Origin of the sequence: Microbispora rosea, assembly GCF_044460045.1 — a bacterium.
Lineage (GTDB): Bacteria > Actinomycetota > Actinomycetes > Streptosporangiales > Streptosporangiaceae > Microbispora > Microbispora rosea.
Window position 1 is genome coordinate 142,565 of sequence record NZ_JBITJO010000003.1, and the last position, 18,905, is coordinate 161,469.

The following is an 18,905-nucleotide window of genomic DNA, read 5'->3' on the forward strand; positions in this document are numbered from 1 at the left end:
GATGAGCGACGAATCCCAGGACCCCGGTGGTCCGGACGAGGGGGAGCGTCGTCGCCTCGGTGACGACGGCCCGCCCCCGCCCGCCGGCGGCGTACGACTGCCGTGGACCGCGGTGCCCGCGCACCTGCGGCTGGCCGTCGAGCGGCACCTCGGGGACCGCGTGACCGAGGCCGTCACCCAGCCCGGCGGATTCTCCCCGGGCGTGGCGGCCCGCCTGCGGCTCGCGGGCGGGGGCAGGGCCTTCGTCAAGGCGGTCGGGCCCGAGCCGAACCCGATCAGCCCCGGCATCCACCGGGCCGAGGCCCAGGTGGCCGCCGCGCTGCCGGCCACGGCGCCCGCGCCCCGGCTGCTCGCGTCCTTCGACGAGGACGGCTGGGTGGTCCTGCTGTTCGAGGACGTCGAGGGCCGCACGCCGGCCCAGCCCTGGACGGCGGCGGAACTCGACCTCGTGCTCGGCGCGATGGCCGAGCTGGCCGAGTCGCTCACCCCCGCACCCGTGGCGGTGCCGCCGGCCGGTGAGCGGTTCGCGGAGGAATTCCAGGGATGGCGGCGCCTGGCCGCCGGCCCGCGCGGCCTCGGCTTGGGCGGCCTCGGCGGGGACGGACCCGATGCCGCGTGGGCACGGCGGCACCTGGACCGGCTGGCGGAGCTGGAGGTGGCCTGGGACCGGGCGGTGGAGGGCGACACGCTGGCCCACGCCGACCTCCGGGCCGACAACCTGCTGCTCACCGCGGACGGTCGCGTCTACGTGGTGGACTGGCCCTGGGCGTGCCTGGCGGCCCCGTGGTTCGACCTGCTCGGGATGCTCCCGAGCGTGGTCATGCAGGGCGGGCCGCGGCCCGCCGAGGTCTTCGACCGTCATCCCGTCGCGGCGAAGGCGGACCCCGACGCGGTCACCGCGGTCCTGGCCGCGGTGACCGGCTTCTTCCTGCAGCGGGGAAGCCTTCCCGCGCCGCCGGGCCTGCCCACGCTCCGCGCCTTCCAGCTCGCGCAGGGCCGGGCGGCGCTGGCCTGGCTGCGGCGACGGACCGGCTGGAGGTGACCCCCGCGGCCGTGCCGTGAGCGGACGTCGCCGGCACGTGACCCTGGATGGGGAACCGGCGAGCACGCGTGGAACCCTGGGCGAGGGCGGCGGAAGTCATGACAAGTGAGGCGGCTCACCGGAGCCCGGCCCCCGCTCCGCCGGTTTCGCGCGTGCGAGAGGAGAGCGGGAATGAACTCCGCCTCGGCCGCTGTGGGCGGTGCGGCCACCTTCGTCTGGCTCGGGATGGTGCTGGCGATCTCCTTCCTTGAGGCGCCGCTGAAGTTCCGTGCGCCGGGGGTGACGATCCCGATCGGGCTCGGCATCGGCCGGCTCGTCTTCCGGGCGCTCAACGCCGCCGAGGCCGTGCTGGCGGTCGTCGTGATCGTGGCGGTCGCCACCGGATCGCCCGGCACCGCCGCGGTCGCGCTCACGGCGGTCGCCGCGGTCGTTCTGGTGATCCAGGTCGCGGTCGTACGCCCGCCGCTCAACCGCAGGTCGGACCGCGTCCTGTCCGGTGAGGACCCGGCGCGGCACAGGTCGAGGGCGCACCTCTACTACGTCGCGCTGGAGATCGTGAAGGTCCTGTCGCTGCTCGCCCTGGGCTGCGTCCTCCAGGCCGCTTAGCGGCTTCTTCCGTTTCCGTCCGCGGCCCGCGCTCAGGGGCGTTTGACGACGGTGAGCAGGACCGCGCTGTCCCCCACGGCGTCGAGCGCGTGCCGTGCGTCCGGGATGGTCAGCAGGTCGCCGGAGCGCCCTTCCCAGGAGGCGTCGCCGCTGCTCAGCCGTACATGACCGTGCAGCACCAGAAGGGTCGCCTCACCCGGGCTCTCGTGCTCGGCGAGGCCGGTCCCGGCCATGAGAGCGAGCAGCGTCTGGCGCAGCGCCTGCGCGTGGCCGCCGTGCACGGTGTCGGCCGCGCGCCCGCTGGAGGCGGTGGCGGCGCGTTCGAGTAGTTCCCTGGCACGCGTGTCGAGAGAGATCGGCTCCATGCCCATCAGTCTGCCCCGCGCCGCGCCCGTCGTCCGGGAAGGGAGATGGCCGCGCCGGAGACGGATGCGTTCCGTCCGGAGTGGGGGAATCACGCAGGGACGACCGAGGTTGTCGTCATCGTGACGGCAGGGCTTAGGCTTGAGGCTCTCTGGGGTTGGAGGTCCTCTCGTGCTGGTTGACTCGTTCGGCCGGGTCGCGACCGATTTGAGGGTGTCGCTGACCGACCGGTGCAACCTGCGGTGCGCGTACTGCATGCCGCCCGAGGGCCTCGACTGGCTGCCCAAGCCCGAGCTGCTCACCGGCGAGGAGATCGTCCGCCTGGTGACGATCGGCGTGGAGCGGCTCGGCATCCGGGAGGTCCGCTTCACCGGTGGCGAGCCGCTGCTGCGGCGGGAGCTCCCCGAGATCGTGGCCGCGACCGCCGCGCTGCGCCCGCGTCCCCAGGTGTCGCTGACGACCAACGGCATCGGCCTGACCCGCCTCGCGGAGCCCCTCGCGCGGGCCGGTCTCGACCGCGTCAACGTCTCGCTGGACACGCTGGACCGCGACGTGTTCGTCCGGCTGGCGCACCGCGACCGGCTCCGCGACGTGCTGGACGGGCTCGCCGCGGCCACCGCGGCGGGCCTCACGCCGGTCAAGGTCAACGCGGTGCTGATGCGCGGCGTCAACGAGCACGAGGCCGCGCCGCTGCTGCGCTACTGCCTCGACCAGGGATACGAGCTGCGCTTCATCGAGCAGATGCCGCTCGACGCCCAGCACGGCTGGCGCCGCGACGACATGATCACGGCCGACGAGATCCTCGGCCTGCTGAAGGACTCCTTCGACCTCACCGAGGACGACCCGCGCGAGCGGGGCAGCGCACCCGCCGAGCTCTTCCTGGTGGACGGCGGCCCGCACCGGGTGGGCGTGATCGGCTCGGTCACCCGGCCGTTCTGCGGCGCCTGCGACCGCGTCCGCATCACCGCCGACGGCCAGGTCCGCAACTGCCTGTTCGCCACAGAGGAGTCCGACCTGCGTACGGCGCTGCGCTCGGGCGCCACGGACGAGGAGCTGGCGGCGCGGTGGGTCGCGGCGGTGCGGGGAAAGAAGGCCGGGCACGGCATCGACGACCCCGCGTTCCTCCAGCCGGCCCGCCCGATGTCGGCCATCGGCGGCTGACGGAGCCACCGGAGAGCCCGAGAGAGTCCGAGAGAGCCGCGAGAGGGAGTCCAGGGAGCACCCGTGCGTCCCCGTTCCGAAGCCGGCGCCGGTGAGGCGGCCTGCCCGCCGCCGTACGACGCCGTGATCCTGGCGGGCGGCCGGGCCGAGCGGCTCGGCGGGGCGGACAAGCCGGGTGCGCTCGTCGGCGGGCTGCCTCTCGTCGAGCGGGTGGCGGCGGCGGTCGGCGACGCCCGCGCGGTGGTCGTGGTGGGCCCGCCCAGGGACATGCCGGGCGTGCTGTTCACCCGTGAGGACCCGCCGGGCGGCGGGCCGGTGCCGGCGCTGCGCGCCGGGCTCGCCGAGGTGACGTCCCCGCTGGTCGTCCTGCTCGCGGCCGACCTGCCGTTCGTCGTCGCCGGTCACGTCAGGGCGCTCCTGGCGGCCGTGCCCGAGGACGGCGCGGGGGCGGTGCTCGTGGACGACGGGGGCCGTGAGCAGTGGCTCACCGGTGCGTGGCGTACGGCCGCTCTGAAGGACGCGCTCGGCACGTACGAGGGGCGGTCGCTGCGCGGGCTGCTCGGCCCGCTGGGGCCGGTGCCCGTACGCCCGCCGGTGGCGCCGGGAGAGACCCCGCCGTGGTTCGATTGCGACACCGTCGACGATCTCCGCGCGGCCCGCGAGCGGGCCGGAGGGCGCGGGTGAAGGGAGAGCGCGTGAACGTGCTGGAGGAATGGACGGCCCTGGTCTGCCGCGAGCTGGGCATCGATCCCGCCCGGGTGGACAGGACCGCGGTGCTCGACCTGACCAGGGATGTGGCGCACGGAGTGGCGCGGCCCGCCGCCCCGCTGACCGCCTACCTGATGGGGCTGGCGCAGGGGGCCGGCACCGCGCCGCCGGATGTGGTGGAGCGGCTGTCCCGGATGGCGAAGGACTGGGCGGGGGCGAACACGGAGACGGACACGGGGGCGAACGCGGAGACGCGCGCGGCTGCTGACGCGTCCGACTCCTGACACCGGCTTCCACGGCCCCGGCGCGCCGCATGGAGGGGAAGGGCGGGCGCCGGGGGCCGTTCGGCGGAAGGGCCGTCCCCACCGGGGACGACCTCGACGGCCGGTCCGTGAGGCCCGTGTGAACTCTGTGGAAAAAGGGCGACGCCGGGTGGTTACGGGGGCAAACCACCCGGCGCCGCTTCATCGGCGTTCCGACGGGGGCCCGGAACGCCGGCACCAGCGCTCCGACGGGGGACCAGAGCGCTTGGCTAAACTGTACACCTCCAACCCATGGGTTGCGTCAAGACTTTGTCACGACCCGATCTCGCGTCGATGGCGTGGTATCTCGTTTTGGTTAGACGAGGTCAAGTCGGGGGGTGGAGGAGGCTCGTGACCTCTCTGATTGGCCCCGATAACGGCAAGGTATGGCAAAAGAACGGCCCCACCGACGAACAGGGCCTTGACGGGCCACGGGGCCGGCACCGCCACGGCCAGAATGAGGCACACGAGCCGGATGCCCATCTTGATGAGGTAGCTGATCTCCCGCTTGCGCACGTCGTCGGTCAGCGACGGCTGAGCGTCCGTCACCTGGTGAACGACCGGGCGGTCTTTTCGCAACCTGCGCCATGGATTCACGATTTCCACGGTAGACCCCGAGGGAGGCGGGGGTGACGCCCGCACGGCGATACGATCACGCGAGAGACGCGCAGGCAGGAGGACGTGATGTCGGACCGGACCTATCGGGTGACCGAGATAGTGGGCACCTCGGCGGAGAGCGTCGACCAGGCGATCCGCAACGGCGTCAGGCGGGCCGCCCAGACGCTGCGGCATCTCGACTGGTTCGAGGTGACCGAGGTGCGCGGGCACATCGAGGACGGCGAGGTGGCCCATTTCCAGGTCGGCATGAAAGTCGGCTTCCGCCTCGAGGACGCCGAATAGGACCGGTGTTCGCGAGCGCTCGGCGCCCGCGACGGCCGGTGCCGGGCCCCGGCTGGAACCCGCGCGTGGTGACCGTTTCCTAGCTGGCCTGGCTGACCGTCGACATGTTGAAGTCGGGCACCCGGACCGGCGGCATGACGGCGCGGGTGAACCAGTCGTTCCACTCGCGCGGGAGCGTCTGCTCGCTCGGGCCAACCTCGCTGAGGCGGCCGAGCAGGTCGACCGGCGACTCGTTGAACCGGAAGTTGTTGACCTCGCCCACGACCTCGCCGTTCTCGACCAGGTAGACGCCGTCCCTGGTCAGGCCGGTCAGGAGCAGCGACTGCGGGTCGACCTCGCGGATGTACCACAGGCAGGTCAGCAGCAGGCCCCGCTCGGTCGAGGCGATCATCTCCTCCAGCGAGCGGCCGCCCTCCGGTCCTGTCATGATCAGGTTGTCGATCTGCGGCGTGGCGGCGAGCCCGGTCAGCTCGGCGGAGTGCCTGGTCTGCACGAGGTTGGCCAGCGTGCCGTCGCTGATCCACTCGGTGTGGTCCAGCGGCAGGCCGTTGTCGAAGACCGACTGCTCCCGGCTGGAGGCGTGCGCGACGACGAACGGCGTGCACTCGACGCCGGCCCGCGCCGGTTCGCTGTGGAGGGAGATCGGCAGCGTCGAGAGCCGCTCGCCCACACGGGTGCCGCCGCCGGGCCGGGAGAACACTGTGCGGCCGTCGGCGGCGTCCCGCGCGCCGGCCGACCAGTAGAGGTAGATCATCAGGTCGGAGACCGCCGTCGGCGGCAGGAGCGTCTCGTAGCGGCCCGGCTCCAGGCTGATCCGCCGCTTGGCCCAGTCGAGCCGCCGGGTGAGCGTCTCGTCCAGGGCGGCCACGTCCACGTCGGTGAAGTCACGGGTGGCCACGCCCGTCCACGCCGAGCGCGTCATGTCCGTGGACTTGGCGTTGAGTTCGAGCCGCCCGGTCGGCTGGTCGTGACGCAGCCGCAGGCCGGTGGACGAGCCGACGAACGTCGAGGTCATGCTGTGCTCGGCGAAGCCGTACAGCCTGCGTCCCGAGGCGTCGGCGGCGGCGAACGCCTCGCCGAGCGCGGGCGCGAACCCCCCGAACACGTCGATGGAGGTCGGCTCCACCGGGCGTTCCCAGCCCTCCCCGGCGGCGCCCTCCACCAGGGGACGGGCGTCCTCCGACGGCCGGGCCTCCCGCGCGGCGCGGTCCGCCGCGGCCACCACGTCGGCCAGCTGGCCGGCCCGTACGGCGGAGCGCGAGACGACCCCCACCCCGGCGCCCACGACGGAGATCACCGTGAGCCGGGAGGAGCGCGCGACCCCGTTGGTCGTCAGCGTGTTGCCGGCGAAGCGCAGGTTGGCGGTCGAGCCCTCGTCCACGATGACGACGCAGCCGTCGGCCTCGCTCAGCGCGAGCGCCCGCTCCACCGTCTCCTGCGGTGTGGTCACCCGGTCGCTCACTTGCTGCCACCCTCCTGGACGGTGTTGAGAATCCGTACGCCGCGGAACAGGGCCGCCGGAGCGCCGTGACTGACCGGCGCGACCTGGCCCGGCTGGCCCTTGCCGCAGTTGAAGGCGCCGCCGAGCACGTAGGTCTCCGGGCCGCCGACGGCCTCCATGGAGCGCCAGAAGTCCGTCGTGGTCGCCTGGTAGGCCACGTCGCGCAGCTGCCCGGCCAGGCGGCCGTTCTCGATCTTGTAAAACCTCTGCGCCGTGAACTGGAAGTTGTATCGCTGCATGTCGATCGACCAGCTCTTGTCGCCGACGACGTAGATCCCGCGCCCGACCCGGGAGATCAGCTCGTCGGTGGAGGGGCCGCCGGCGGCGGGCTGGAGCGACACGTTGGCCATCCGCTGGATCGGCACGTGGCCGGGGGAGTCGGCGAACGCGCAGCCGTTCGACCGCCCGAGGCCCTTCAGCAGCGCCATCCGGCGGTCGAGCTGGTAGCCGGCCAGCGTGCCCTCGCGGACGATGTCGAACGACTGACCGGCCACGCCCTCGTCGTCCCAGCCGACGGTGGCCAGGCCGTGCTCGACCGTGCGGTCGCCGGTCACGTTCATCACGGGCGAGCCGTAGCGCAGGCTGCCGAGCTGGTCGAAGGTGGCGAAGGAGGTGCCGGCGTAAGCCGCCTCGTAGCCGAGCGCCCGGTCCAGCTCGGTCGCGTGGCCGATCGACTCGTGGATCGTCAGCCACAGGTTCGACGGGTCGATCACCAGGTCGTACGGCCCGGCCTCGACCGAGGGCGCCTTGAGCTTCTCGTCGAGCAGGTCGGGGATCTCGGCCAGCTCGGCGGGGAAGTCCCAGCCGGTGCCCGTCAGGTACTCGTACCCCCGGCCGACCGGCGGGGCCAGCGTGCGCATGTCGTCGAACCGGTCGCCGTCGGCCCGCATCGCGGTCAGCACGGGGTGCAGCCGCACGCGCTGCTGCGTGGTGACCGTGCCCGCCGTGTCGGCGTAGAACTTCTGCTCCTTGACCTGCATGAGCGAGGCAGAGACGTGGTCGACCCTGCCGAGCAGGCCGGACGACCACTCCGCGAGCAGCGCCGCCTTGTCCGGCAGCGGCACGTCGAACGGGTCGACCTCGTAGGCCGACACCCAGGTCACGTCGTCGTACACCGGCTCGGGGGCGAGCTCCACCGGCTCGCGGTTGATGGGCGCGCTGACCGCCGCCACCCGCACGGCCTCCTCGGCCGCCAGGACCGCCGCCTCCGGGGTCAGCTCGATCCCGGACGCGAAGCCCCAGGTGCCGTCCTTGATCACCCGTACGGCGAAGCCGAGGTCGTCGGCGTCCGAGGACCCCTCGAGCCGGGCGTTGAACAGGCGCAGCGTCTCGGCGCGCACACGTTCGAGCCGGAACGAGGCGTGCTCGGCTCCCAGGTCACGGGCGCGCTGCAGGGCCGCGTCCGCCAGCCGCCGCAGCGGCAGGGCGAGGAAGTCGGGGTCGATCTGGCGCATGTCCACGATCCTAACCCTGTGATCTTGTGCCCTGCGGACAAGTGGACTACCCCCAAGTAGCCGATACGGTCGGTCGCATGGTTCGCTCTGTTCTCGTCACCGGCGGAAATCGCGGCATCGGCCTCGCGATCGCCCGCGAGCTCGCCGCCGCGGGAGACGCCGTCGCCGTCACCTACCGTTCCGGCGAGCCCCCCGAGGGGCTGTTCGGAGTTCGCTGCGACGTGACGAGCTCCGCCGACGTCGACGCCGCCTTCGAGAAGGCCGAGGCCGAGCACGGCCCGGTCGAGGTCGTCATCGCCAACGCGGGGATCACCAAGGACACGCTGCTGCCGATGATGAAGGAGGAGACCTTCACCGACGTCATCGACACGAACCTGACCGGCGCCTACCGCGTCGCCAAGCGGGCCGTGCGGCCCATGCTGCGCCTGCGGCGCGGGAGGATCATCCTGATCTCCTCCGTCGTCGGCCTGTCCGGTTCGGCCGGTCAGACCAACTACGCCGCCTCCAAGGCCGGCCTGGTCGGCTTCGGCCGGTCGCTGGCCCGCGAGCTCGGCTCGCGCGGCATCACGGTCAACGTGGTCGCGCCGGGGTTCGTGGAGACCGACATGACCGCGGTGCTCGACGAGGCGCAGCAGGAGCAGATCCGCAAGAGCATCCCGCTCGGGCGGCAGGCGCAGACCGAGGAGATCGCCCGGGTCGTCAGGTTCCTGGCGAGCGACGACGCCTCCTACATCACCGGGGCGGTCATCCCCGTCGACGGCGGCCTCGGCATGGGCCACTGAGCCGGACACCCGACTGACTGGAGCTGGACATGGGTTTGCTGGACGGGAAGCGACTGCTGGTCACCGGCGTCCTCACCGACGCGTCGATCGCCTTCAACGTGGCGAAGCTGGCCCAGGAGGAGGGCGCCCAGGTCGTGCTGACCGGCTTCGGCCGCCTCAGCCTGGTCGAGCGCATCGCCAAGCGGCTGCCCGAGCCGCCGCCGGTGATCGAGCTGGACGTCCAGAACAACGAGCACCTCGACACGCTCGCCGACCGCGTCGGCGCGCACATCGACGGGCTGGACGGGATCGTCCACTCGATCGGGTTCGCCCCGCAGTCCTGCCTGGGCGGCAACTTCCTCAACACCTCCTGGGAGGACGTCGCCACGGCGGTCCACGTCTCGACGTATTCGTTCAAGTCGCTCGCCGTCGCGTGCCTGCCGCTGATGAAGGAGGGCGGCTCGATCGTCGGCCTGGACTTCGACGCGACCAAGGCGTGGCCGGTCTACGACTGGATGGGCGTGGCCAAGGCCGGGCTGGAGTCGTGCTCGCGCTACCTCGCCCGCGACCTGGGCGCGCACGGCATCCGGGTCAACCTCGTCGCCGCCGGCCCGCTGCGCACGATGGCGGCCAAGAGCATCCCCGGGTTCAAGGAGTTCGAGGACTCCTGGCCGGAGCGCGCGCCGCTCGGCTGGGACCTGGCCGACACCGGCCCCGCCGCGAAGGCGTGCGTCGCGCTGCTGTCCGACTGGTTCCCCGCCACCACCGGTGAGATCGTCCACGTCGACGGCGGCGTGCACGCGATGGGCGCCTGACGACACCCTGCGCACGACATCCCGCCTCCCGCATCAGGCGGGCTCACGGGCCGCGGCCGGCGAATCTTGCCGCGGCCCGTCGCTGCGCTTAGCATCTGGGCGTGTCTGACGCTCGCGGTTCTCCGCAGTCGGCATGAGCCGTCAGGCACGAGCGTGATGCCCGGGCTCCCCCGTCCCCGTACGCCTCGGACGGCGTCGCCCGCGGCGACGTGGCCGTCGAACTCGTGTGGGGACCATGGGACGACCAGAGCGCGACCTCAGCCCGGAGGAAGGGCCTGTGCAGGCGTTCGCCGTCGCGCTGCGGCGGCTGCGCGAGGATGCCGGGTCACCCACCTACCGGGCCCTCTCGGAGAGGGCGCACTACTCGGCCACGGTGCTGTCGCGGGCCGCGGGCGGCCGCGTCTTCCCGAGCCTGGAGGTCACCCTCGCCTTCGTACGGGCCTGCGGAGGCGACGAGGACGCGTGGGCGCGGCGCTGGCATCGGGTCAGCGAGGAGATCTCGGGGCGAGCGGAGGAACCGCCGGTACCCGCCGAAGACGGCGGCGGGCGCGCCGGCGGTCCTGATGCAGGGCCGGACGCCGGGCCTGAGGCGGGGGCGGGGCGCGGCGGCCTCGCGGGCTGGGTGCGGCGGCGCGGGCGCCTGCTCGTGGCCGTGGTCGTCGTCGTGGTCGCCGGCGGAGTGGCGCTGGGCGCCGCCGCGCGCGGCGTGGACCTCGCGCCCGGCTGGATCTCCAGCAACCAGCACGTCATCGACCGGGCGGGGGACGTGAGCCGGGCCGAGGACATGGACGGCGACGACCCCCGGGCCCGGGGGTGCGGGCGCGACCTCGAGAGGATCGACACGCTCGACGCCGTCTCGCTGAACCTGCCCGACGGCACCCGCTTCGGGACGCTACGGCTGCGGCGCAGTCCCGACTGCGACACGGCCTGGGCCTCGGCGTACTTCGACAATCCCCGGCTCTACACGGTGTGGCTCGCCGCGCATCGTCCGGCGGACAACGCCCAGGTGCGTTCCCAATGGCAGAACAACACGCCGCCGGGCGCCTACGGGGACATGCTCTCCCTCGCGCGCGGATGCGTCTGGGTGGAGGGATGGGTGGTCACCGAGCAGGGGGAAGGCCCCCACGCGAGAACCCGCTGCGCGGGATGACCTCGCACGTTCCGCTCACCAGGTCGCCGCGCGCTGGTCCCGCGGCCTCCCGTCCACCGTCCCCGTCCCCGTCCACCGTCCCCGTTCCCGCGCCCGCTGCCCCCGCGCCGGGCGGGGCGCGGCCGCGGGACCGCCGGCCCGCGGCCGGTTCAGCCCCGGGCCCAGGCGGAGGCGATGTCCGGCCAGGCGCCGCAACACAGCGCGTACGCCGTCGCCTCCACGTCCTTCGCGTAGAGCTGGTCGGAGTACGCGGTGCCACCGCGGGTCGCGTAGGTCTCGGTGCAGTCGCCGGAGCCCTCGCCCCGGCACACGAGAACCCGCACGGGCGCGCTGCGCCCCTTGTCGAGCGTGATCCGCGACCAGTTGGTCCCGCACCGAGGGGAGTACCGCAACTCGACGGTGGCTCCGGCGGGCCGCGTGGCCCGTCCGCGGCCGTCGTGATACCAGAGCGGCGAACTCACCACGGTGTACGCCCCGCCGGCGCAGCGGCTCGCGATCGGGTCGGTCCCGTCACACGTCTGCGCGCTCTTCCTCCCCCGGTCGCACAGCGTGTCGGAGACGCGGGGCGGGAGCTTGGCGGTCCCGCCGCGCGGAATGTCGTCGGGCCGCACCGCGCCGGTCCGGCCCGACGCCGACCTGGACGCCGATCCGGACACCGACCCCGATCCGGACGCCGACCCCGACCCCAGCCCCGGCCCGTCTCCCGATCCGGCGGCCGCGCCGGTCGCCGTCGTCGTCAGCACGACGGCCGCCGCCGCCGGGGCGGCAAGCGCCCTGAGGGCGATGCTCCATCTCATCCCGAGCTGATCCTTCCGTGGTCCCGGGCACCTGTCGGTGCCACCACGGCATGGATAACCCGGCCCGAAGTTGATGCGCGATCGTCCGGCCAGGGTTCGCATCAACCCATCAAATCGGCACGGCGCAGATCGAGCCGGTGCGCCAACGTCGCCCTCAGGCGAGCCGGTGGCGCCCGGCCTTCCCCGGCAGCCGCAGGCCGCCCTCGAAGGGGATCGACTCGTTCGGCTCCTGCTGTCCCGCGCGGGCCCGCCGAGCCGAGACCACGCGGGTGGCGAGCAGCGCCGAGAGCAGCAGAACCGCGGTGAGCGCCGTTCCCGCCGCGTCGTACGACCTATGGGCCCGCGTGCGCGCGCCCGTGGGGTCGCCGTGCAGCTCCGGCAGCTCGGGCATCTTCTGCCCGGGCCAGAGGAGGGGGATCACGCCGTCCTCGTCCGGGTCCACCTTCGCCGCGCGGCCCGTCTCCAGCGCGTCGTCGCGCGCCGCGACGAGACGCGGCCGGTAGGGCTCGGGAGAAAGGGTGCCCTCGGGCGTCATGGAGGCCTTGGGCCGTGTCGTCTTCTTGCCGGCCGCCCCCGTCTTCCCGGCGCTCCTCGCGCCCTCGTCGCTCTCGTGGGACGCGCAGCCCTCGCCCGCGACCAGAGGCAGGCAGGTGTCCTCGACCGCGCGGGTCAGCCCGTCGGTGAGCTTCTGGACGCTCGGGGCAGGGCTGTGCGTGGCTCCGGATCCGCCGCCCGTCAGCGCGTCCGCCGCTCCGTCCACTGCTTCCGCCGCGCCGCTCACCGCTTCCTTCACGCCGCTCACCGCGCCCGTCGCTCCGCCCGCGGTGTCCGCCGATCTCGCCGCTCCGGACGCGGTGTCCGTCGCACCGGTGAGCGTCCGGCCGGCCGTGTCGACCGCCTTTCCGACGTCGTTCACCGCCGTGCCCGCGGCGTCGGTGGTCGTCTTCACGGTGTCGTCCACGGTCTTCGTGACCGGCGCCGTCAGGCCGCCGGTGGCCTTGTCCGCGACGTCGGTGACGCCGTCGGCCAGTCCGCCCACGCCGTTCACCAGGGAGCAGACGCCGCCGGTGATGCCCGAGACCAGGCCGCCGCCTCCTGTGCAGTCGAACGCCTGTGCCGGGGATGCGGCGAGAGGGAGGCCTCCGGCCAGGGTGATCGCGAGAGCCCCGGCGGAGATCGCGGAGGCCTTGCCTACGATCCCCATGTGTCCCCTTCCGCAGTGCTCTGGTCCATCCCCCGACATACCCGCCACTCTTCGCCCGAGCGCGGGGTTATGCAGTAGAAAGTTGCAGTTCGGTATCGATGTGTGATACGTGAGGACGATTCTCGTTCGCCTCGCACGCCCGGCGCGGCGGTCAGGGGTCGGAGACGTCGTCCAGGGCCTCGCGGATCTCCCACGGCAGGGTGAGCTTCTCGGCCTGCAACACGCCGAGCAACTGCGCGTGCGTGCGCGCGCCGACGATCGCCGACGACACGCCCGGGCGGTCGCGCACCCAGGCGAGCGCCACGGCGAGCGGTGACGCGCCGAGCCCCTCGGCCGCCGTGGTCACCGACTCCACGATGCTGCGGCACCGTTCGTCGAGGTACGGCCGGACGAACTCGGCGAAGTGCGGAGTGGCGGCGCGGGAGTCGGCGGGGATGCCGGTGCGGTACTTCCCGGTCAGCACGCCGCGTCCCAGCGGCGACCAGGCGAGGACCCCGGCGCCCACGTGCCCGGCGGCCGGAAGCAGTTCCTCCTCGGCGTCCCTGGCCAGCAGGGAGTACTCCACCTGCGCCGCGGCGATCGGGGCCCGCGAGTCGCCGCACCGCTGCCATGTGGCGGCGGCGGCGAGCTGCCAGCCCGTGTAGTTGCACACGCCCGCGTAGGCCGTACGCCCGGTGGAGACGGCGTAGTCGACGGCGGCGAGCGTCTCCTCCAGCGGCACCCGGGGGTCGAACGCGTGGAGCTGCCACAGGTCGACCTCCTCCAGGCCGAGCCGGGCGAGGGAGGCGTCGAGCGCGCGGATGAGGTGACGGCGGGAGGCGTCGCGCTCGCCGCCGGGGGTGAGCACGGCCTTGGTGGCGATGACCAGCTCCGAGCGCGGCACCACGTCGCGGATGAGCCGGCCGATCAGGCGCTCGGCGTCGCCGCCGCCGTACACGTCGGCGGTGTCGATCAGCGTGCCGCCGGCCTCGGCGAAGGCGGTGAGTTGCGCCGTCGCCTCCTCGGCGGAGGTGTCGCGGGCCCAGGTCATCGTGCCGAGCCCGATCCTGGACACCGACAGACCGCTGCGCCCGACTAGTCGCTGGTCCATGGTGCGGACAGACTAGCCGATAGGCTGTCCGCACCATGGACGTACTACAGGCGATCGTGCTCGGGCTCGTGCAGGGCCTCACCGAGTTCCTGCCCATCTCCAGCTCGGCCCACCTGCTGATCGTGCCCAAGCTGGCCGGATGGGGCGACCCCGGTGCGCCGTTCACCGCGGTGATCCAGCTCGGCACCATGCTCGCGGTGCTCATCTACTTCTGGCGAGACATCGTCCGGATCACCTGGGCCTGGCTGCGCAGCCTCTGGACGCCGGAGCTGCGCGGCGACCTGGACGCGCGCATGGGGTGGTACATCGGCCTGGGTACGATCCCGATCGGCGTCGCCGGCCTGCTGTTCAAGGACGCGATCGAGGGCCCGGCCCGCAACCTGTGGTTGAACGCGGTCATGCTCATCGTCTTCGGCCTGCTGCTGCTCGTGGCCGATCAGATGGGCCGAAAGAAGAAGGAGGTCGCCGACCTCAACATGCGCGACGGCCTGATCGTCGGCGCCTGGCAGATGCTGCCGCTGATCCCCGGCGCCTCCCGCTCGGGCTCGACGATGACCGGCGCGATGTTCCTCGGCTACACGCGCGAGGCGGCCGCCCGCTACTCCTTCCTGCTGTCGATCCCGGCGGTGATCCTCTCGGGGCTGTTCGAGCTGCGGCACGTCGGCGACGGCGGCGGGCCCCCGGTCGTGCCGACCCTGATCGCGACCGTCGTGTCGTTCGTCGTCGGGTACGCCTCGATCGCCTGGCTGCTGCGCTACGTGGCGCGCCACTCGACCATCGTCTTCGTCGTCTACCGCGTCTTCGCCGGAACGTTCCTCCTCACCCTGCTGGCCCTCGGAGTGGTGCAGTCATGACGACCGTCCTCCTCGTACGGCACGGCCTCACCGCGATGACCGGCCCCGTGCTGGCCGGCTGGACCCCCGGGGTCCACCTCGACGAGCGCGGCCGGGAGCAGGCGCGCGCCGTGGCGGAACGGCTCGCGCCCCTGGAGCTGGACGCCGTCGTGTCCAGCCCGCTGGACCGGTGCCTGGAGACCGCCGCCGCCATCGCGCAGGGCCGCCCCGTCTCGGTGCAGACCGACGACAGGTTCGGCGAGTGCGGCTACGGCGACTGGACGGGCAGGCCGCTGAAGGAGCTCGCCGAGGAGCCGCTGTGGCGGGTGGTGCAGGCCCATCCGAGCGCGGCGGTCTTCCCCGGCGGCGAGGCTCTGGCGGAGGTGCAGAACCGGGCCGTGCGGGCCGTACGCGACTGGAACGAGCGGCTCGGCGAGAAGGCCACCTATCTGGTCTGCAGCCACGGGGACGTCATCAAGGCGATCGTGGCCGACGCGATGGGCCTCCACCTGGACCAGTTCCAGCGGATCACGGCCGACCCCGCGTCCGTCACGGTGATCCGCTACACCCCCCTGCGTCCCTTCCTGCTCAGGGCCAACGACGTGGGCGGGGGAGTGGCCAACCTGGTGCCCCCGCCGGAGGTGTCGGAGGACGAAGACGGGGGAGAAACCATCACCGGAAGCGATGCCGCCGTCGGCGGCGGACCCGGGACCACATAAGGTCGGGCTATGCCGGTCTTCGACTACGATCCGCCTGACAGGTTCGTGGCCGGTGCCGTGGGGCAACCGGGCGCGCGAGCCTTCTTCCTGCAGGCCCGAGGCCAGGGCAGGATCACCACGGTGGCGCTTGAGAAGTTCCAGGTCGCCGTGCTGGCCGACCGCCTCGACGAGCTTCTCGACGAGGTGCTGCGGCGCAGCGGCGGGCGCGCGCCGGTCCCGGCCATGGCCCCCACGGAGCTGGCCGACCAGGGCCCGCTCGACCTGCCGATCGACGAGGACTTCCGCGTGGGCACGATGGCGCTGGCCTGGGATCCCGAGACCGCGCAGGTGATCATCGAGGCGCAGGAGGCCACCGAGGGCGACGACGAGGAGGACGAGGAGCCGCCGCTGGACGACCGGCCCGAGCCCGCCGTCCTCAGGGTGCGGATCAGCGCCGCCGCCGCCCGCGCGTTCAGCCGCCGGGCGCTGGAGGTGGTCGCCGCGGGCCGCCCGCCGTGCCCGCTGTGCGGCCGGCCCCTCGACCCCGAGGGCCACATCTGCGTCCGCCTCAACGGCCACCACCCCGGAGGACTGTCGGCATGAGGCGCGGCATGTGGCGCGGTGTGAACGGGTGGCAGGGCGTCCTCGCGCCGCGCGGGCGAGGAACCGGATGACGGCCGAGGGCGAGGCGAGCATCAACGACGTGGACGGGCCGGGGCTGGACGACGCGGCGGCCATGAGCCTGCTGCGGGAGGGCACCTTAGAAGTGGCGGGACGACTCGTCGAGGCCACGAACATGACGCTCTACTGCTCCATCAGGAACGGCGAGCACGCGGCGGCGTGCGTGTACAAGCCGGTGCGCGGGGAGCGTCCCCTGTGGGACTTCCCCGACGGCACGCTGGCGGCCCGTGAGGTGGCCGCATACGAGGTGGCGGCCGCCACCGGATGGCGCATCGTCCCGCCGACCGTCTATCGGGACGGTCCCTTCGGCCCCGGGATGGTGCAGCTGTGGATCGACGCCGATCCCGAGACCGACCTGATGGCCCTGATGCGCAGCCGCAACCCCGCCCTGCGCCGCATGGCCGTGTTCGACGCCGTGGTGAACAACGCCGACCGCAAGGGCGGCCATCTGCTGCCGCTGCCCGACGGGCACGTGTACGGGGTCGACCACGGGGTCTGCTTCGCGGTGGAGGACAAGCTGCGCACCGTGCTGTGGCAGTGGCGCGGCAAGACGCTCCCGCGTGAGGCGGTCAACGTGCTGGTGCGGCTGGAGCGCGAGATCGAGCGGGGGCGCCTCGGCCGGCGCCTGCGCGAGCTGCTGACCCAGGCCGAGGTGGAGGCCACGTGGGAGCGGGTCAAGAGGCTGCTGGCCACGGGGGTCCACCCGCACCCGTCCGAGGACTGGCCGGCGATTCCGTGGCCCCCGATTTGATCTACCGAGACAGGCTTGCGCAAAACGTGCGAATTGTGCACTCTGCAGGGGTCTCTACCGTTTTTGGAGGGAACACGCATTGTGTACGGTCATCGTGAGCGTCGAGCCGGAGGCCGGCACGCCTGTGCTCCTGGCGGGAGTGCGTGACGAGTTCGTCACGCGGCCGTGGATGTCGCCGGACCGGCACTGGCCCGCGTACCCCGGCCTGATCGGAGGCCGTGACCTCGAGGCGGGCGGCACTTGGCTGGCCGCCGACCCCGCCGGGCTGCGGGTGGCCGCGCTGCTCAACGGCGACGGCGTCGCGGCCCCGGCGGGCAGGCGTCACTCGCGCGGCGAGCTGCCGCTTCTCGCCGCCGCCGCGGGAGAGTTTCCGGCGCTCGATTTGTCGTGGTATGACCCTTTTCATCTCGTCCTCGGCGGGCTCGACGGCGTACGGCTGTGGAGCTGGGACGGCAGGTCCCTGACCGAGGAGAAGCTGCCCGAGGGCGTGCACGTGATCGTGAACACGGGCTGGGACCGCGACGAGAGTCAGCCGCGCACCGCCTGGTTCCGGCCCCGCTTCGCCAGGGCCGCCCGGCCCGGGTGGACCACGGGGGGCTCGCCCGAGCGGTTCTGGGGGGAGTGGCTCGATCCCGCCTCGGGCGCCGGGGTGCCCTGGGACGACCCCCGCGCGCTGATCATGCGGCGGCGGCTGCCGGACGGGCGGGTCTTCGCCAGCCTCTCGGTCACGCTGGTCGCCGTCGCGGAGCAGGGGCTGCGCTACGACTTCTGCCCCCAGCCGGACGACCCCGCCACCTGGCACGAGATCGACACCTCGTGGGGCGCACCGGCTGACCGGGTCCGCCGGCGGCGCGGATAGGCTTCACACCATGCGATCGTGGTCTGCTCCGAATGTCCCCAGGCTGCCCGGTTCGGGCCTCATGCTCCGTCTGTACGACACCGCCGCCCGCGAGGTGCGGGAGACGGCCCCCTCCGGCGAGGCCCGGCTCTACGTCTGCGGCATCACGCCGTACGACGCCACCCATCTCGGCCACGCCAACACCTACCTCGCCTTCGACCTGGTCAACCGGGTGTGGCGGGACGCCGGCCACGACGTGCACTACACCCAGAACGCCACCGACGTGGACGACCCCCTGCTGGAGCGGGCCGAGGCGACCGGGACCGACTGGCGCTCCCTGGGCGAGCGCGAGATCGAGCTGTTCCGCTCCGACATGGAGGCGCTGCGCATCCTGCCGCCCCGGGAGTACGTCGGAGTCACCGAGACCGTCGGGGAGATCGCCGACCTGATCACCGGGCTGGCCGAGCGCGGCGCCACGTACGAGATCGACGGGGACGTCTACTTCTCGGTCGCGTCCGCGCCCAAGTTCGGCGCGGTCTCGGGCTACTCCGAGGAGACCATGCTGGAGCTGTTCGGCGAGCGCGGGGGCGACCCCGCTAGGGAGGGCAAGCGCCATCCGCTCGACTGGCTGCTGTGGCGGGCGGAACGCCCGGGAGAGCCGTCCTGGGAGTCGCCGTTCGGCCGAGGCAGGCCCGGCTGGCACATCGAGTGCACCGCCATCGCCCTGCGCAACCTGGGCAGCGGCTTCGACGTCGCCGGGGGTGGCTCGGACCTGATCTTCCCCCACCACGAGATGGGCGCCTGCGAGGGCCACGTGGCCACCGGCGAGTGGCCGTTCGCGCGGGCGTACGTCCACGCGGGCATGGTCGGCCTGGACGGCGAGAAGATGTCGAAGTCCAGGGGCAACCTCGTGTTCGTCTCCAGGCTGCGGCAGACCGCCGACCCCATGGCCATCCGGCTGGCCCTGCTGGCGCACCACTACCGCGCGGACTGGGAGTGGACATCGGACCAGCTCGCCGCGGCCGAGGAGAGGCTGGCGCGGTGGCGGGCCTCAGTGGCCCGCCCGGCGGGCCCCGCGGGCGCCGCGGTGCTGGCGGCGGTGCGCGAGCGCCTCGCCGACGATCTCGACGCCCCGGGCGCGCTCGCGGCGATCGACGCCTGGGCGGCGGAGGAGGGCGACGACGCCTCCGCTCCGGCGCTGGTGCGCGACGTCGCCGACGCGCTCCTCGGTGTCGCCCTCTGAGCCGCGC

22 protein-coding genes are annotated in these 18,905 nt (G+C 73.1%); 15 read left to right on the forward strand and 7 right to left on the reverse strand.

All coding sequences use genetic code 11. The features are described from left to right. Position 1: 1 nt before the first annotated feature. On the forward strand, positions 2-1,042 hold the full coding sequence (locus ACIBK1_RS13100; RefSeq protein ID WP_081903444.1) for an aminoglycoside phosphotransferase family protein: 1,041 nt from the start codon (positions 2-4) through the stop codon (positions 1,040-1,042). Positions 1,043-1,213: 171 nt separating this feature from the next. Next, positions 1,214-1,648, forward strand: a complete 435-nt coding sequence (locus ACIBK1_RS13105) for a hypothetical protein (protein ID WP_030507236.1) — start codon at positions 1,214-1,216, stop codon at positions 1,646-1,648. Positions 1,649-1,680: 32 nt separating this feature from the next. Here ACIBK1_RS13105 and ACIBK1_RS13110 read toward each other — a convergent pair whose 3' ends face one another. After that, positions 1,681-2,013 (reverse strand): cupin domain-containing protein, encoded by a 333-nt coding sequence (locus ACIBK1_RS13110; protein WP_030507235.1) that lies wholly within the window; start codon positions 2,011-2,013, stop codon positions 1,681-1,683. Between the two features lie 169 nt (positions 2,014-2,182). Here ACIBK1_RS13110 and moaA point away from each other — a divergent pair, with 169 nt between their 5' ends. The 3 genes from moaA to ACIBK1_RS13125 all read left to right on the forward strand — a co-directional run bounded on the left by moaA (position 2,183) and on the right by ACIBK1_RS13125 (position 4,164). Next, the gene (moaA, locus tag ACIBK1_RS13115; RefSeq protein WP_030507234.1) at positions 2,183-3,172 is read left to right on the forward strand and encodes a GTP 3',8-cyclase MoaA; all 990 of its coding nucleotides are present in this window, start codon (positions 2,183-2,185) and stop codon (positions 3,170-3,172) included. Positions 3,173-3,235: 63 nt separating this feature from the next. Continuing rightward, the gene (gene mobA, locus ACIBK1_RS13120; protein WP_051761534.1) at positions 3,236-3,856 is read left to right on the forward strand and encodes a molybdenum cofactor guanylyltransferase; all 621 of its coding nucleotides are present in this window, start codon (positions 3,236-3,238) and stop codon (positions 3,854-3,856) included. A gap of 11 nt (positions 3,857-3,867) precedes the next feature. Then, positions 3,868-4,164 carry a DUF6457 domain-containing protein gene (locus ACIBK1_RS13125; protein WP_051761562.1) on the forward strand — a complete coding sequence of 99 codons (297 nt, stop codon included), beginning with the start codon at positions 3,868-3,870 and terminating at the stop codon, positions 4,162-4,164. A 291-nt stretch (positions 4,165-4,455) separates the two neighbouring features. Here ACIBK1_RS13125 and ACIBK1_RS13130 read toward each other — a convergent pair whose 3' ends face one another. Then, a complete protein-coding gene (locus tag ACIBK1_RS13130) occupies positions 4,456-4,779 on the reverse strand; it encodes a DUF3099 domain-containing protein (RefSeq protein ID WP_036405835.1) in 324 nt (107 codons plus the stop codon). 87 nt (positions 4,780-4,866) lie between these two features. Between ACIBK1_RS13130 and ACIBK1_RS13135 the strand changes: the two genes are divergently transcribed. Continuing rightward, on the forward strand, positions 4,867-5,082 hold the full coding sequence (locus ACIBK1_RS13135; protein ID WP_030507230.1) for a dodecin: 216 nt from the start codon (positions 4,867-4,869) through the stop codon (positions 5,080-5,082). A 79-nt stretch (positions 5,083-5,161) separates the two neighbouring features. Here the strand turns inward: ACIBK1_RS13135 and ACIBK1_RS13140 are convergent, their stop codons facing one another. Together ACIBK1_RS13140 and ACIBK1_RS13145 are read right to left on the reverse strand one after the other, a co-directional pair. Then, positions 5,162-6,544: a metallopeptidase TldD-related protein gene (locus ACIBK1_RS13140; RefSeq protein ID WP_030507229.1), complete on the reverse strand. Its 1,383-nt coding sequence runs from the start codon at positions 6,542-6,544 to the stop codon at positions 5,162-5,164. After that, positions 6,541-8,037: a TldD/PmbA family protein gene (locus tag ACIBK1_RS13145; RefSeq protein WP_396734635.1), complete on the reverse strand. Its 1,497-nt coding sequence runs from the start codon at positions 8,035-8,037 to the stop codon at positions 6,541-6,543. Before ACIBK1_RS13145 ends, ACIBK1_RS13140 begins: the two co-directional genes overlap by 4 nt. A gap of 77 nt (positions 8,038-8,114) precedes the next feature. Here ACIBK1_RS13145 and fabG point away from each other — a divergent pair, with 77 nt between their 5' ends. The 3 genes from fabG (at position 8,115) to ACIBK1_RS13160 (ending at position 10,763) form a co-directional block, all read left to right on the forward strand. Then, a complete protein-coding gene (fabG, locus tag ACIBK1_RS13150) occupies positions 8,115-8,819 on the forward strand; it encodes a 3-oxoacyl-[acyl-carrier-protein] reductase (RefSeq protein WP_396724317.1) in 705 nt (234 codons plus the stop codon). A 29-nt stretch (positions 8,820-8,848) separates the two neighbouring features. Beyond that, the gene (fabI, locus tag ACIBK1_RS13155; RefSeq protein ID WP_030507226.1) at positions 8,849-9,613 is read left to right on the forward strand and encodes an enoyl-ACP reductase FabI; all 765 of its coding nucleotides are present in this window, start codon (positions 8,849-8,851) and stop codon (positions 9,611-9,613) included. Positions 9,614-9,848: 235 nt separating this feature from the next. Then, positions 9,849-10,763 carry a helix-turn-helix domain-containing protein gene (locus ACIBK1_RS13160; RefSeq protein WP_396734638.1) on the forward strand — a complete coding sequence of 305 codons (915 nt, stop codon included), beginning with the start codon at positions 9,849-9,851 and terminating at the stop codon, positions 10,761-10,763. 149 nt (positions 10,764-10,912) lie between these two features. On the opposite strand, the gene ACIBK1_RS13165 is transcribed toward ACIBK1_RS13160, so the two are convergent. The 3 genes from ACIBK1_RS13165 to ACIBK1_RS13175 all read right to left on the reverse strand — a co-directional run bounded on the left by ACIBK1_RS13165 (position 10,913) and on the right by ACIBK1_RS13175 (position 13,854). Beyond that, entirely contained in the window at positions 10,913-11,560 is a 648-nt protein-coding gene (locus tag ACIBK1_RS13165) for a DUF2690 domain-containing protein (protein ID WP_396734641.1), read from the reverse strand. A 154-nt stretch (positions 11,561-11,714) separates the two neighbouring features. Further along, positions 11,715-12,764, reverse strand: a complete 1,050-nt coding sequence (locus ACIBK1_RS13170; protein ID WP_396734644.1) for a hypothetical protein — start codon at positions 12,762-12,764, stop codon at positions 11,715-11,717. Positions 12,765-12,915: 151 nt separating this feature from the next. After that, positions 12,916-13,854 carry an aldo/keto reductase gene (locus tag ACIBK1_RS13175; protein ID WP_030507222.1) on the reverse strand — a complete coding sequence of 313 codons (939 nt, stop codon included), beginning with the start codon at positions 13,852-13,854 and terminating at the stop codon, positions 12,916-12,918. 35 nt (positions 13,855-13,889) lie between these two features. Between ACIBK1_RS13175 and ACIBK1_RS13180 the strand changes: the two genes are divergently transcribed. The 6 genes from ACIBK1_RS13180 to mshC all read left to right on the forward strand — a co-directional run bounded on the left by ACIBK1_RS13180 (position 13,890) and on the right by mshC (position 18,898). Next, positions 13,890-14,708 (forward strand): undecaprenyl-diphosphate phosphatase, encoded by an 819-nt coding sequence (locus tag ACIBK1_RS13180; RefSeq protein WP_030507221.1) that lies wholly within the window; start codon positions 13,890-13,892, stop codon positions 14,706-14,708. Then, positions 14,705-15,406 (forward strand): histidine phosphatase family protein, encoded by a 702-nt coding sequence (locus ACIBK1_RS13185; RefSeq protein ID WP_030507220.1) that lies wholly within the window; start codon positions 14,705-14,707, stop codon positions 15,404-15,406. Before ACIBK1_RS13180 ends, ACIBK1_RS13185 begins: the two co-directional genes overlap by 4 nt. A 9-nt stretch (positions 15,407-15,415) precedes the next feature. After that, positions 15,416-15,988 carry a DUF3090 domain-containing protein gene (locus ACIBK1_RS13190; RefSeq protein WP_030507219.1) on the forward strand — a complete coding sequence of 191 codons (573 nt, stop codon included), beginning with the start codon at positions 15,416-15,418 and terminating at the stop codon, positions 15,986-15,988. Between the two features lie 67 nt (positions 15,989-16,055). Further along, a complete protein-coding gene (locus tag ACIBK1_RS13195; RefSeq protein ID WP_030507218.1) occupies positions 16,056-16,817 on the forward strand; it encodes an SCO1664 family protein in 762 nt (253 codons plus the stop codon). Between the two features lie 79 nt (positions 16,818-16,896). After that, the gene (locus ACIBK1_RS13200) at positions 16,897-17,676 is read left to right on the forward strand and encodes an NRDE family protein (RefSeq protein WP_051761532.1); all 780 of its coding nucleotides are present in this window, start codon (positions 16,897-16,899) and stop codon (positions 17,674-17,676) included. 10 nt (positions 17,677-17,686) lie between these two features. Continuing rightward, positions 17,687-18,898, forward strand: coding sequence for a cysteine--1-D-myo-inosityl 2-amino-2-deoxy-alpha-D-glucopyranoside ligase (gene mshC / locus ACIBK1_RS13205; protein ID WP_030507216.1), 1,212 nt, complete (start codon positions 17,687-17,689; stop codon positions 18,896-18,898). Positions 18,899-18,905 lie beyond the last annotated feature (7 nt).

Excerpts from the sequence above, each read along its gene's own strand:
- ACIBK1_RS13165 (WP_396734641.1), bottom strand. The coding sequence starts at position 11,560 with ATGAGATGGAGCATCGCCCTCAGGGCGCTTGCCGCCCCGGCGGCGGCG.
- fabI (WP_030507226.1), top strand. The coding sequence starts at position 8,849 with ATGGGTTTGCTGGACGGGAAGCGACTGCTGGTCACCGGCGTCCTCACC.
- ACIBK1_RS13105 (WP_030507236.1), top strand. The coding sequence starts at position 1,214 with ATGAACTCCGCCTCGGCCGCTGTGGGCGGTGCGGCCACCTTCGTCTGG.
- ACIBK1_RS13190 (WP_030507219.1), top strand. The coding sequence starts at position 15,416 with ATGCCGGTCTTCGACTACGATCCGCCTGACAGGTTCGTGGCCGGTGCC.
- ACIBK1_RS13185 (WP_030507220.1), top strand. The coding sequence starts at position 14,705 with ATGACGACCGTCCTCCTCGTACGGCACGGCCTCACCGCGATGACCGGC.
- ACIBK1_RS13195 (WP_030507218.1), top strand. The coding sequence starts at position 16,056 with ATGACGGCCGAGGGCGAGGCGAGCATCAACGACGTGGACGGGCCGGGG.
- ACIBK1_RS13170 (WP_396734644.1), bottom strand. The coding sequence starts at position 12,764 with ATGGGGATCGTAGGCAAGGCCTCCGCGATCTCCGCCGGGGCTCTCGCG.
- ACIBK1_RS13135 (WP_030507230.1), top strand. The coding sequence starts at position 4,867 with ATGTCGGACCGGACCTATCGGGTGACCGAGATAGTGGGCACCTCGGCG.
- ACIBK1_RS13100 (WP_081903444.1), top strand. The coding sequence starts at position 2 with ATGAGCGACGAATCCCAGGACCCCGGTGGTCCGGACGAGGGGGAGCGT.
- fabG (WP_396724317.1), top strand. The coding sequence starts at position 8,115 with ATGGTTCGCTCTGTTCTCGTCACCGGCGGAAATCGCGGCATCGGCCTC.
- ACIBK1_RS13180 (WP_030507221.1), top strand. The coding sequence starts at position 13,890 with ATGGACGTACTACAGGCGATCGTGCTCGGGCTCGTGCAGGGCCTCACC.
- ACIBK1_RS13175 (WP_030507222.1), bottom strand. The coding sequence starts at position 13,854 with ATGGACCAGCGACTAGTCGGGCGCAGCGGTCTGTCGGTGTCCAGGATC.
- mshC (WP_030507216.1), top strand. The coding sequence starts at position 17,687 with ATGCGATCGTGGTCTGCTCCGAATGTCCCCAGGCTGCCCGGTTCGGGC.
- ACIBK1_RS13145 (WP_396734635.1), bottom strand. The coding sequence starts at position 8,037 with ATGCGCCAGATCGACCCCGACTTCCTCGCCCTGCCGCTGCGGCGGCTG.
- ACIBK1_RS13160 (WP_396734638.1), top strand. The coding sequence starts at position 9,849 with ATGGGACGACCAGAGCGCGACCTCAGCCCGGAGGAAGGGCCTGTGCAG.
- ACIBK1_RS13110 (WP_030507235.1), bottom strand. The coding sequence starts at position 2,013 with ATGGAGCCGATCTCTCTCGACACGCGTGCCAGGGAACTACTCGAACGC.